Source organism: Sphingopyxis sp. BSN-002 (genome assembly GCF_022024275.1).
GTDB lineage: Bacteria > Pseudomonadota > Alphaproteobacteria > Sphingomonadales > Sphingomonadaceae > Sphingopyxis.
Genome location: NZ_CP091804.1, coordinates 2,378,116 through 2,389,498 on the forward strand (window position 1 = coordinate 2,378,116; position 11,383 = coordinate 2,389,498).

An 11,383-nucleotide genomic window follows, 5' to 3' on the forward strand; every position below is an offset into this window, starting at 1 on the left:
TTCCTCCTCAGTGCGAGGTCTGGCCCAGAAGCTGGCGCGTGACCGGGTGCGAGCTTGTCAGCCCGCCGTCGACCGCGATCGCCTGTCCGTTGACATAGCTTGCCTGATCGCTCGCGAGGAAAAGCGCGACATTCGCCAGTTCCTCGGGCTGCGCGGCACGGCGGAGCGGATTGAGCTGGCCGAGCTTGTGCGTGACTTCCTTCGCCTTCGCATAGTCGAAAGTCGGCTTGGTCATGCCCGTCTCGGTCAGGCCGGGGCACACCGCGTTGACGCGCACGCCGCTGGTCGAAAGCTGCTGCGCCGCGACCTTGGCGAGGTTGATCACGCCCGCCTTCGATGCCGAGTAGGCGCCCGGGCCGGCGCCCGAATTGATTCCCGCGACGCTGGCGGTCAGCACGATCGCGCCGCCACGGCCCTGGTCGACCATCGCCTTGCCGGCATGCTTCACCATCAGCGCGGGGCCGATCAGGTTGACGCGCAGCGTCTCGGCCCACGCGGCGGGGTCGAAATCGAAGATGCCGCCCATGTCGCCGATGATCCCGGCGTTGGCGAAAGCGACGTCGAGCCCGCCAAAGCTGTCCTTGGCGGTCGCGACCAGTTTCGCGACATCGGCCTCGACGCCCGCGTCGATTTCGAGCGCGACGGCCTCGCCGCCCGCATCCTTCACCAACTGCGCGGTTTCGTGCACCGCCGCGGTCTTGTCGCCGATGACGAGTTTTGCGCCCTCGGCGGCGAAGCGCAGCGCGCTCGCGCGGCCGATGCCGCTCCCCGCGCCCGTGATGATTGCAACCTTGCCGTCCAATGCGCCCATCATGCGCCTCCCGAAATCGTGGCCCCGCCATCGCAGACGATGGTCTGGCCGGTGGTAAAAGCTCCCGCCTTGCTGGCAAGGAAGACCGCGGCGCCCGCGATCTCGTGCGGTTCGCCGATGCGCTTCAGCGTCGATGCGGCGGTCGAGCGCCGCAGATTCTCTTCATTTTCCCAGAGCGCGCGCGCCATGTCGGTGCGGATCAGGCCGGGCGCGATGCAGTTGACGCGCACGCCCTTCGGTCCGAACTCGACCGAGAAATTGCGCGCGACCTGCATGTCGGCCGCCTTCGAAATCCCATAGGCGCCGATAATCGGCGATCCCTTGAGGCCGCCGATCGAGCTGATGATGATGATCGATCCCTCGCCGCGTTCGAGCATTTCGGGCGCGACCATCGAGATCAGCCAGTGATTGGACAGGATGTTGTTGTCCATGATCTTGCGGAACTGGTCGTCGCTGATCCCGAGGCCGGGGCCGTAATAGGGGTTCGATGCCGCGTTGCAGACGAGCGTCGTGATCTTGCCGAAGCTGCCGCGCGTCTCGTCGACCAGATGCTGAAGGTCGTCCTTCGACGAGATGTTCGCCGCGACCGCAATCGCGGTTCCCGCGCCGAAGCGGGCGTTGATCTCCGCCGCGGTTGTGTCGCACGCGTCCTGTTTGCGGCTCGAAATCACGACCTTCGCGCCCTGTTCGGCCATCGCCTCGGCGGTCGCCTTGCCGATGCCGCGCGACGATCCGGTGATCAGCGCGACCTGCCCGCTCATGTCGAACAGGCTCATGCGCCGGCCTTTTTCGCAAAGTCCCACGCCTTTTCAGCGAGCGGCAGGACGCGTTCGGACATCGCCTTGGCGTGCGCAGAGGAGGCGGTGCCGTCGATGACGCGCTTCTTGATCCCCTGCATGATCCCTGCGAGGCGAAAGAAATTATACGCGAAATACCAGTTCATGTCGGGGACGCCGTCGCGGCCCGTGGCTTGGCAATAGCGTTCGACCACTTCGTCTAGCTCGGGAATGCCGAGCGCCTTGCGATCAAGATCCATCACGCCCGATCGGCCGCCATTCTCGGTCACCCACGCCATCGCGACATAGGTGAAATCGGCCAGCGGATCGCCGAGGGTCGACAGCTCCCAGTCGAGCACCGCGAGCACCTCGGGCCGGTCCTTGGCGTAGATCATGTTGTCGATGCGATAGTCGCCATGGACGACGCTGGTGCGTGTCTGTTCGGGCAGGGTCGCGGGCAGCCATGCAATCAGCCGCTCCATCTCGTCCATCGTCTCGGTTTCGGAGAGCTTGTACTGCTTCGTCCAGCGGTCGACCTGACGGCCGAAATAATTGCCGGGCTTGCCGAAGTCCGACAGCCCCGCCGCCTCGACATCGACGCTGTGCAGCGCCGCGAGCGTGTCGATCATCGCGTGATAGGTGGCGCGGCGGTTCTCCGGGGTCGATCCGGGCATCGACCCGTCCCAGATCGTCTGGCCGTCGACCATGCCCATGACATAGAACCAGCTGCCGACCACGCTGTCGTCGGTGCAGAGGCCGTACTGGCGCGCGACGGGGAAGCCGACCTTGTGAAGCCCGGCCTGTACCTTGTATTCGCGGTCGACCGCGTGCGCCGAAGGAAGCAGCGGGCCGAAGGGCTTGCGGCGGAGGACGTAGTTCCCGGACGGAGCCGAAATCTTGTAGGTCGGGTTCGACTGGCCGCCCGCGAACTTGCCCTGCGTCAGCGGACCCTCGAAGCCCTCGACATTCGCTTCCATCCAAGCGGTGAGCTTCGCCTCGTCGAGGACGTCGGCGCCTTCGGGGGCGACGGTGCCGCTGAAGGCCTTTTGCGCGTCGATGCCCGTGGTCATTGGTCGAACACGATCACCGACCGCGCGGCATCGCCCTTTCGCATCTTGTCGAAACCTTCGTTGACCTTGGCGAGCGGGATCGTCTCGGCGACGATGCTGTCGAGGTCGAGCAGGCCGCGGAGGTAGAAGTCGACGAGGCGCGGGATGTCGACCGGGAAGCGGTTGCCGCCCATGATCGCGCCCTGCAGCTTCTTGCCCGAGAGCAGGTCCATCGCGCTGAGGCCGACCTTTTCGGCAAGCGGCATCATGCCAAGGATCGTCGCGGTGCCGCCGCGGCGGAGCGAGGCGACTGCGAGGCTCGCTGAAGCGGGGCGGCCGACCGCCTCGATCGCATGGTCGACACCGCCTTTGGTCAGCTCGACGATCTGCTTTGCGGCATCGTCGGCAAGCGCGTCGACGACGTCGGTCGCGCCGAGCTTCTTCGCGAGTTCGCGCTTCTCGGGAACCGGGTCGGCCGCAATGATGCGCCCCGCGCCGGCGATCTTCGCGGCGTTGATCGTCGCGAGCCCGACGCCGCCGCAGCCGACGACCGCGACGGTCTCGCCCGGGGTCACCTTGCACGCGTTGAAGATCGTGCCGGCACCGGTGGTCACGGCGCAGCCGATCACCGCGGCGCGGTCGAGCGGCATGTCTGGGTCGATGCGCACGCAGGCATGTTCGTGAACGAGCATCGCTTCGGAGAAGGCGCTGAGGTTCAGCATCTGGTTGACCGGCGACCCGTCGGGGCGCGTGATGCGCGGCGCCGATCCCGCCGGACGGCGCGTGTCGCCGCCGAGGCAGAGCGACATGCGGCCCGAAACGCAGAATTCGCAGTGGCCGCAGAAGGCCGACAGGCAGGTGACGACCGCGTCGCCGGGCTTCACCGTGCGCACTTCGCTGCCGACGGCCTCGACGATTCCGGCCGCCTCATGCCCCGGGATCGCGGGCAACGGATGCGGATAGGCGCCATCGATGAAATGCAGGTCCGAATGGCAGAGCCCGCACGCGGCGGTGCGGATCAGCACCTCGTGCGGACCCGGCTTGTCGATGATCACATCCTCGATGACGAGCGGCTTGCCCGGCTCGATCAGAACGGCGGCTTTGGTCAAGGTGTCTCTCCGAAATCTGCTGCTGTTTAGCGCGAAACGCCGATGTCGCCCGACGAGAAGCCGGGTTCGCCCGCGTCGCTGTGCTTGGCGAATTCGATGCGGGCGATCGCGCGTTCGTGAACCTCGTCGGGACCGTCGGCGAGGCGCAGCGTGCGCTGGTGCGCATAGGCCTTCGCCAGCCCGAAATCTTCGGACACGCCGCCGCCGCCATGCGCCTGGATTGCATCGTCGATGATCTGCAGCGCCATGTTCGGCGCCTGCACCTTGATCATCGCGATCTCGGCCGCGGCGGCCTTGTTGCCGACCTTGTCCATCATGTCCGCGGCCTTCAGGCAGAGCAGGCGCGTCATGTCGATATCGATGCGCGCGCGCGCCAGACGATGTTCCCAGATGCTGTACTCGGCGACCGTCCTGCCAAAGGCGACGCGCGACTGCAGCCGCTTCGCCATCTTGGCGATCGCTTCCTCGGCGACACCGATCGTGCGCATGCAGTGATGGATGCGGCCCGGCCCGAGGCGGCCCTGCGCGATCTCGAAGCCGCGGCCTTCGCCCAGCAGCATCGCTTCCTCGGCGTTGACGCGGACGTCCTTCAGCTCGATTTCCATATGGCCGTGCGGCGCATCGTCATAGCCGAAGACGGGCAGGTGGCGCAGGATGTTCACGCCGGGCGCGTTCAGCGGCATCAGCACCATCGACTGCTGTGCGTGGCGCTTGGCGGCGAAATCGGTCTTGCCCATCACGATCGCGACCTCGCAGCGCGGATCGCCCGCACCCGACGACCACCATTTGCGGCCGTTGATCACATAATCGTCGCCGTCGCGCTCGATGCGCGTTTCGATGTTTGTCGCGTCGGACGAGGCAACCTGCGGTTCGGTCATCAGAAAGGCCGAGCGGATCTCGCCGTTCATCAGTCGGCCCAGATATTTCTCTTTCTGCGCGCGCGTGCCGTAGCGGTGGAAGACTTCCATGTTGCCGGTGTCGGGCGCCGAGCAGTTGAAGACCTCGCTCGCGAAGCCGACGCGGCCCATTTCCTCGGCGCAGAGCGCATATTCGAGGTTGGTGAGACCGGGGCCTTCGAACTCGAACGTCTCGTCGACATGATGATGCGCCGCCGACTTGGGCGGCATGAACAGGTTCCAGATGCCCGCGGCTTTCGCCTCGGCCTTCAGATCCTCGACGATCTGGATGACCTTCCAGCGGTCGCCCGCCTTGTCCTGTTCATAATAGGTCGGTACCGCCGGGCGGACCTTGCGCTCGATGAACTCGCGAACCCGGCCCTGCCAGTGCTTCTGCCGGTCGGTAAGGTCGAAATCCATCTGAGCATCCTCCTTTACGTTTACGTAAACCCTTGGACCGATTCGCCGGCCTTGCCAAGTCCTGCGGGCGGAAAATTACGTCCTTCCGCCGCTTCGTGACATTTTGCGTTACGGGTGCGGCCGCGCGGCCTCTGCGGCGGCGGCCATCGCGGCGACACGCGCTTCATGATCGGCCCGCGAAATCGGGAAGCGCGATATGAACCAGATGCTGGCGAGCGCGAAGGCGACCAGCACCCACAGGAAATAGACCGCCAGATTGTCGAGAACCGTCTGGTCGACATGTCCGGGTTTCGCCTGCGCCGGGAAATTCGCGGCGCCGATGATCTGCCCGGTCAGGAACAGGCCGATGCCGGTCGCGCATTTCTGGACGAAGAAATAGGCCGAAAAGAAAATGCCTTCGGAGCGCTCGCCGGTCTGCTCCTGCGACGCCTCGACAATGTCCGATGCCATCGACTGCGCCAGCATCATCGACGCCACCGAGAAAGCGTTCGAGATCGTGATCAGCGTGAAAAGCGTCGGGATCAGCGCCGCGTCGCCGTTGGCGGGAAACGATCCCGCGAAGCGGAGCAGATAGGGCGAAAGCCCGAAGCACAGTGCGAGCACGCCCGCCGCTACCGCGCCGGTGCGCTTTTCCATCCGCTTCTGCAACAGTCCCACGACCAGAAAGGCGCCGACGACACCGACGAACAGCGTCGCCGAATAGGCGATGAAACCGGTCTGCGGCATCTCCCAGTAATAGCTCAGCAGATAGGTGGTGATCGAAAAGGTCAGCCCCTGGTTGACGAAAGCGAAGATCGAGCTGCCGAGCAGGATCAGAAACGCCTTGTTCGACAGGATGGTGCCGATCTTGCGGAGCGTCTGACCCAGCGGCAGATGCGTCGGCGGTGTGCTGTCGGGGTGTGCAAGGCGCCGGTGCGTGGTCCATGCCGACACGCTGGTCGCAAGGATCATCAGCACCGCGCCGGTCCAGCCGTAGAGCTGATAGCCGTCGAGGTTGAGCTGGCCGACGGGGTATTTCTCGCTGGGCACCAGATAGAAGCCGAATGCCAGCGTGAGCATGACCAGCCCGCCGGCCCAGCCGAACACGAACCGCCAGCGCGTCAGCGAGGTGCGTTCGTCATAGTCGCTGGTCAGCGCAGGTACGACCGAAAGCGCGGGGATTTCATAGCAGGAAACCGCCGCACGCATCAGAAAGGCAAAGAGCAGAAGATAGCCATAGAGCCATTGCTGATCGAGCTGCGGCGGGTGCCAGAGCATGATCCACGCGAAAGCCATGGGCAGAATCGAACCGTACATCCACGGGTGCCGTTTGCCCCAGCGACTATGCGTCTTGTCGCTCCAGTAACCGACCATCGGATCGATGATCGCGTCCATGAACAATGCGATCAGCAGGATGAAGCCGACGATTCGCGCGTCGAGCCCCAGCACCTGATTGTAGAGCAGCATCAGCAGCGTGGCGAAGCCGTTGTCCTTGACGCCATAGGCGATCGACCCGAAGCCGTTGCCGAGCTTGACCCGGAACGGCAGCCGCTCCGATGGCGGCAACGCTGCTGCTGCAGTCACGCTGCGGCTCCGGCTTTCGCCGCTTCCTCCATGGCCAGCAGGGCGTCGAACATGCCCGGCGTTTCCTTGTCCCACGCGTGGCGCTGGCCGATCGTCAGCCCGCCGTCGACGAGCAGATGCGTGCCCGTCATGAAGGAGGATTCCTCGCTCGCCAGATATGCCACCGCGTTCGCGATATCCTCGGGCTGACCGCCGCGCGCGACGGGCTGCGCCTGCGCGCTCATCTGCGCGATCACGGCGTTCGCCTGCGTCTTGAGCTCGCCCGGCACCTCGAGCGAGGCGGTGAAGATGTTGGTGTTGATGAAGCCGGGGCAGATCGCGTTCACGCGAATGCCATACTGCGCCAGATCGGTCGCCGCGACCTTGCTGAGGTGCAGCACGCCCGCTTTCGCGACGGCATAGGCGATCGGCGAATAGCCCGCGCCGAGCGCCGCGACGCTCGCCGTGTTGACGATGCTCGCGCCCTTGCGGTGCTTCATGTGCGGCGCGGCGTAGCGGATGCCCATCGCGACCGATTTGAGGACGAGGTCCATCGTTCGGTCCCAGCCTTCCGGGCTGATCTCGTCGATCGGCGCGCGGTCGCCGCCCGCCGCGGCATTGTTGAAGACGATGTCGATCCCGCCGGCCTTCGCCGCGGCTTCGTTCATCAGCGCCTCGATATCGGCGGGAACGGTGACGTCGCAGCGGACGAAGCTGATCTTGCCGTTCGACTGCTCTGCAAGCGCCTTGCCGCCCGCTTCGTCGATGTCGGCGGCAAAGACATGCGCGCCTTCGCCCGCGAGTTTCAGCACCGCGGCCTTGCCGATGCCCGATGCCGCGCCGGTGACCACGGCGACCTTGCCTGCGAATCGCATATCCTCTGCTCCCGTTTTATTTTGCCACGCAACTTAGGCGCGCGGCGGGGCGCGTCAACGGCTCTCGACCTTCCGTTACGGCGCCGTAGCGTCGGTTCGGGCGCTCAAGTTGACGCTTGCGTAAAGTAGCGATCAGGCCTTAGTTTCGAGGCCAGAAGAGGAGCCTGAAGATGAGCGATCTGGACGCCTTCCGCGCCGAAGTGCGCGCGTGGCTGGAAGCCAATTGTCCCCCCGAAATGCGCGAGCCGATCCGTGAGGAAGGCGACGTCTGCTGGGGTGGCCGCAACTGGGTGTTCAAGAACGATGCCCAGAAGCAATGGCTCGATGCGTGCGTGTCGAAGGGCTATACCGTCCCCGACTGGCCCACGCCCTATGGCGGCGCCGGGCTGACCCCCGAGCAGACCAAGGTTCTGAAGCAGGAAATGAAGCGCATCAACGCGCGCTCGCCGCTCGACAGCTTCGGTATCTGGATGCTCGGCCCCGCGCTGCTGCAGTTCGGGACCGAGGAGCAGAAGGTCCATTATCTGAACCCGATCGCGCGCGGCGAGATCCGCTGGTGCCAGGGCTATTCGGAACCCGGCTCGGGCAGCGACCTCGTGTCGCTCCAGACCTTCGGCGAGGACAAGGGCGATCACTGGGTCGTCAACGGATCGAAGATCTGGACCAGCTATGCCGACAAGGCCGACTGGATCTTCTGTCTCGTCCGCACCGACAAGACGAACAAATATCAGGGCATCACCTTCATGCTCTTCGACATGGCGAGCAAGGGCGTCACGACCAAGCCGATCTTGCTGATCAGCGGCAACTCGCCCTTCTGCGAAACCTTCTTTGATGATGTCGAAGTGCCGAAGACGCAATATGTCGGCGAGATCAACCGCGGTTGGGACGTCGCCAAATATCTGCTCGGCCACGAACGCGAGATGATCTCGGGGGGCGGCGCCGGCGGCGACATGGTCAGCATCGGCGGTGCGTTCGCGAAGGCGTTCGGCAAGAATGCGGCGGGCGAACTCGACGACCCGATCCTGCGTGCCGAAATGGCGGCGTTCGACACCGACGTCTTTGCGTACCGTGCGATGGGCGAGCGTTTCATGGACATGTGGAAGACCGGCCGCGCGCATCCGGCGTCGTCGAACATGATGAAATATGTCGGCACCGAACTCAACAAGCGCCGCCACGAACTGGTCATGTCGGGCGGCGGCAGCGAGGCGCTAGAATGGGACAGCGAAGAGACCAAGGGCGGCGCCCGCGCGCGCGGCTGGCTGCGCACCAAGGCCAATTCGATCGAAGGCGGGACGAGCGAAGTCATGCTCAACGTCATCGCCAAGCGTATCCTCGACCTGCCCGGAGCCTGACCCATGCCTTTGTATCACAATGACGACCAGGCGATGCTCAAGGACAGCGTCGCTCCCTTCGTGGCCGAACAGGCGCCCGTCTCGCACCTGCGCAAGCTGCGCGACGAGGCCGACGCCACCGGCTTCTCGCGCGACCTCTGGACGCAGTTCACCGAAATGGGCCTGCCCGGCATGCTGGTGCCGGAGGCGCACGGCGGGCTCGGCATGGGACATATGGAAGCAGGCATCGTGCTCGAGGAAATCGGCCGCAACCTGACCCCGTCGCCTTTCCTGTCGACCGGCGTCGGCGCGGTCGCCGCGCTCGCCAAGGCGGGCGGCACGCAGGCGGGGCGTTGGCTCCCCGCGATTGCATCGGGCGAAGCGATCGTCGCGCTGGCGATCGACGAAGGCGCGAAGCACCGCCCCGATCGCATCGCGACGACCGCGACGCGCGCGGGCAACGGCTTCCGTCTCGACGGCAAGAAGAGCTTCGTCCTCCACGGCCATGTCGCCGACATGAGCATCGTCGCGGCGAAGACCGACGGCGGCATCACCTTGTTCGCGGTGCCGAAGGACGCGAAAGGCCTGACTGCCGATCCGCGCCGGCTTGTGGATTCCAGCCTCGCGAGCCATGTGACGCTCGACGGCGTCGAGGTCGACGCTGACGCTGTGATCGGTGAGGTCGATGCCGGCGGCGAGATCCTCGACGCTTTGCTCGCCGCTACCCGCACCGGCGCGGCCGCCGAAATGGTCGGCGTCGGGCAGGGCGCGATGGACATGACCGTCACCTACCTCAAGGAACGCAAGCAGTTCGGCAAGCTGATCGGCGAGTTCCAGGGCCTCCAGCACCGCGCCGCGCATCTCTATGGCGAGATGGAAGTCGCGCGCGCCACGGTGATGAAGGCGCAGCAGCTTCTCGACGAAGGCAGCGAGGGCGCGAAGCTGATGGTCTCGGTCGCCAAGGCGAAGGCCGGCCGCGCCGCCAATCTTGCCGTCCGCGAAGGCGTGCAGATGCACGGCGGCATCGGCATGACCGACGAATATGACATCGGCCTCTATATGAAGCGCGACCGCGCGCTCGCCGAATTTATGGGCGATGTGCACTACCACATCGACCAGGTCGCCCGCATGAACGGCTATTGAGCCGGGGAGAATGACAATGAACCTTCAGGACATGTTCGGCCTCGACGGCCGCATCGCGCTCGTCACCGGCGGCTCGCGCGGCATCGGCAAGATGATCGTCGAGGGCTATCTCGCCGCGGGTGCCGCGCGCGTCTATATCTCGGCGCGCAAGACCGCACAGGTCGAGGAAGCCGTCGCCGATTTCGAGACGCGCTACCCCGGCAAGGTCATCGGCCTGCCGGTCGACCTCGCGACGGTCGAGGGCTGCCGTGCGCTCGCCAAGGAACTCGAGGCGCGTGAGGAAAAACTCGACATCCTCGTCAACAATGCCGGCGCGGCGTGGGGCGAGCCGTTCGAGGGCTTCCCCGAGGCGGGCTGGGACAAGGTGATGGACATCAACGTCAAATCGCCCTTCTTCCTGACGCAGGCGCTCCACGGGCTGATGAAGGCGGCGGGTACGCCCGAACGCCCCGCGAAGATCATCAACATCGGCTCGATCGACGGCCTTCGTCTCAATCCGTGGGAAACCTACAGCTATCATGCGTCGAAGGCGGCAATCCTCTATTTGACGAAGCGCCTCGCGGCGCGGCTGGTGCACGACAATATCATCGTCACCGCGATCGCCCCCGGCGCCTTTCAGTCGGACATGAACAAGGCCGCGCGCGATCATGGCGATGCGGTTGCGAAGAGCATTCCGGTGAAGCGCATCGGTGTGCCCGAAGACATGGCCGGCGCGGCGATCTTCCTCGCGTCGAAGGCGGGCGACTATGTCGTCGGCGACACGATCGCGGTCGACGGCGGTTTGGTCCACGGCGACCTCAAGACCAGCATCGACGCCTGATAATTGACTCGACATCTCCTTGGTGTATTATGCAACTAATGCACCAAGGAGATGTGCCATGCGTTTCGCCTTTCTGATCCCCCCGATGATGCTTCTCGCCGCCTGCGGGCAGGGCGAGGAGAAAAAGGACAAGGCCACCGAGGTTTCGATCAACGCCAGCGATGAGCATGGCGGGGTTCAGATCACCACGGGCAAGGACGGCAACGGCCGGCTCAAGATCGGCGGCGACGGCGTCGATATCGACATGAAGATTCCCGATTTCGTCGATCTCGACGTCGAGGGCGATTTCGACATCGACGGGGTGAAGCTCTATCCGGGCAGCAACGTCACGACGGTCAATGTCGACGCGAGCGACAAGAACGGTCAGGACAAGGCGACCGTCGAGCTCGGCTTCACCTCGCCCGCCGCGCCCGAGAAGGCGGCCGACTGGATGGCGGGCGAATTCGCGAAGAAGAATATCCAGGTTCAGCGCGCCGGCGATACGCTGCGCGGCACGACCAAAGATGGCGACGACTTCAGGATCGACTTCGGCCCTGATGGTGCGAATGCCAAGGGCAAGGTGACGATCACCAAGAGCTGAGTTGATGTGGACCCCGGCTTTCGCCGGGGTT

The 11,383-nt window shown here is 65.0% G+C and carries 11 protein-coding genes; 4 read left to right on the forward strand and 7 right to left on the reverse strand.

Translation table 11 applies throughout. From position 1 onward, the window contains the following. Positions 1-7 precede the first annotated feature (7 nt). The 7 genes from L7H23_RS11705 to L7H23_RS11735 all read right to left on the reverse strand — a co-directional run bounded on the left by L7H23_RS11705 (position 8) and on the right by L7H23_RS11735 (position 7,478). Positions 8-811 carry an SDR family NAD(P)-dependent oxidoreductase gene (locus L7H23_RS11705; RefSeq protein ID WP_237839234.1) on the reverse strand — a complete coding sequence of 268 codons (804 nt, stop codon included), beginning with the start codon at positions 809-811 and terminating at the stop codon, positions 8-10. Continuing rightward, a complete protein-coding gene (locus tag L7H23_RS11710; RefSeq protein ID WP_237836045.1) occupies positions 811-1,587 on the reverse strand; it encodes an SDR family oxidoreductase in 777 nt (258 codons plus the stop codon). The genes L7H23_RS11705 and L7H23_RS11710 overlap by 1 nt, the downstream gene beginning before the upstream one ends. After that, positions 1,584-2,657 carry a phosphotransferase family protein gene (locus tag L7H23_RS11715; RefSeq protein WP_237836046.1) on the reverse strand — a complete coding sequence of 358 codons (1,074 nt, stop codon included), beginning with the start codon at positions 2,655-2,657 and terminating at the stop codon, positions 1,584-1,586. The genes L7H23_RS11710 and L7H23_RS11715 overlap by 4 nt, the downstream gene beginning before the upstream one ends. Beyond that, entirely contained in the window at positions 2,654-3,745 is a 1,092-nt protein-coding gene (locus L7H23_RS11720; protein ID WP_237836047.1) for a Zn-dependent alcohol dehydrogenase, read from the reverse strand. The genes L7H23_RS11715 and L7H23_RS11720 overlap by 4 nt, the downstream gene beginning before the upstream one ends. A 26-nt stretch (positions 3,746-3,771) precedes the next feature. Beyond that, the gene (locus L7H23_RS11725; protein ID WP_237836048.1) at positions 3,772-5,061 is read right to left on the reverse strand and encodes an acyl-CoA dehydrogenase family protein; all 1,290 of its coding nucleotides are present in this window, start codon (positions 5,059-5,061) and stop codon (positions 3,772-3,774) included. A 108-nt stretch (positions 5,062-5,169) separates the two neighbouring features. Beyond that, the gene (locus tag L7H23_RS11730; RefSeq protein ID WP_237836049.1) at positions 5,170-6,624 is read right to left on the reverse strand and encodes an MFS transporter; all 1,455 of its coding nucleotides are present in this window, start codon (positions 6,622-6,624) and stop codon (positions 5,170-5,172) included. Continuing rightward, on the reverse strand, positions 6,621-7,478 hold the full coding sequence (locus L7H23_RS11735; RefSeq protein WP_237836050.1) for an SDR family oxidoreductase: 858 nt from the start codon (positions 7,476-7,478) through the stop codon (positions 6,621-6,623). Before L7H23_RS11735 ends, L7H23_RS11730 begins: the two co-directional genes overlap by 4 nt. A gap of 170 nt (positions 7,479-7,648) precedes the next feature. Between L7H23_RS11735 and L7H23_RS11740 the strand changes: the two genes are divergently transcribed. From L7H23_RS11740 to L7H23_RS11755, 4 genes are read left to right on the forward strand one after another with little or no spacing between them, the layout of a single operon-like run. Then, complete coding sequence (locus L7H23_RS11740; protein WP_237836051.1) at positions 7,649-8,830, forward strand: acyl-CoA dehydrogenase family protein; 1,182 nt, start codon at positions 7,649-7,651, stop codon at positions 8,828-8,830. 3 nt (positions 8,831-8,833) lie between these two features. After that, on the forward strand, positions 8,834-9,952 hold the full coding sequence (locus tag L7H23_RS11745; protein WP_237836052.1) for an acyl-CoA dehydrogenase family protein: 1,119 nt from the start codon (positions 8,834-8,836) through the stop codon (positions 9,950-9,952). 16 nt (positions 9,953-9,968) lie between these two features. Continuing rightward, positions 9,969-10,772, forward strand: coding sequence for an SDR family oxidoreductase (locus L7H23_RS11750; protein WP_237836053.1), 804 nt, complete (start codon positions 9,969-9,971; stop codon positions 10,770-10,772). A 58-nt stretch (positions 10,773-10,830) separates the two neighbouring features. Then, positions 10,831-11,352 carry a hypothetical protein gene (locus L7H23_RS11755; protein ID WP_237836054.1) on the forward strand — a complete coding sequence of 174 codons (522 nt, stop codon included), beginning with the start codon at positions 10,831-10,833 and terminating at the stop codon, positions 11,350-11,352. The last annotated feature ends 31 nt before the right edge of the window (positions 11,353-11,383 follow it).

Coding starts and splice junctions, on each gene's coding strand:
- L7H23_RS11705 (WP_237839234.1), bottom strand. CDS start 811: ATGGGCGCATTGGACGGCAAGGTTGCAATCATCACGGGCGCGGGGAGC.
- L7H23_RS11710 (WP_237836045.1), bottom strand. CDS start 1,587: ATGAGCCTGTTCGACATGAGCGGGCAGGTCGCGCTGATCACCGGATCG.
- L7H23_RS11715 (WP_237836046.1), bottom strand. CDS start 2,657: ATGACCACGGGCATCGACGCGCAAAAGGCCTTCAGCGGCACCGTCGCC.
- L7H23_RS11725 (WP_237836048.1), bottom strand. CDS start 5,061: ATGGATTTCGACCTTACCGACCGGCAGAAGCACTGGCAGGGCCGGGTT.
- L7H23_RS11735 (WP_237836050.1), bottom strand. CDS start 7,478: ATGCGATTCGCAGGCAAGGTCGCCGTGGTCACCGGCGCGGCATCGGGC.
- L7H23_RS11740 (WP_237836051.1), top strand. CDS start 7,649: ATGAGCGATCTGGACGCCTTCCGCGCCGAAGTGCGCGCGTGGCTGGAA.
- L7H23_RS11745 (WP_237836052.1), top strand. CDS start 8,834: ATGCCTTTGTATCACAATGACGACCAGGCGATGCTCAAGGACAGCGTC.
- L7H23_RS11750 (WP_237836053.1), top strand. CDS start 9,969: ATGAACCTTCAGGACATGTTCGGCCTCGACGGCCGCATCGCGCTCGTC.
- L7H23_RS11755 (WP_237836054.1), top strand. CDS start 10,831: ATGCGTTTCGCCTTTCTGATCCCCCCGATGATGCTTCTCGCCGCCTGC.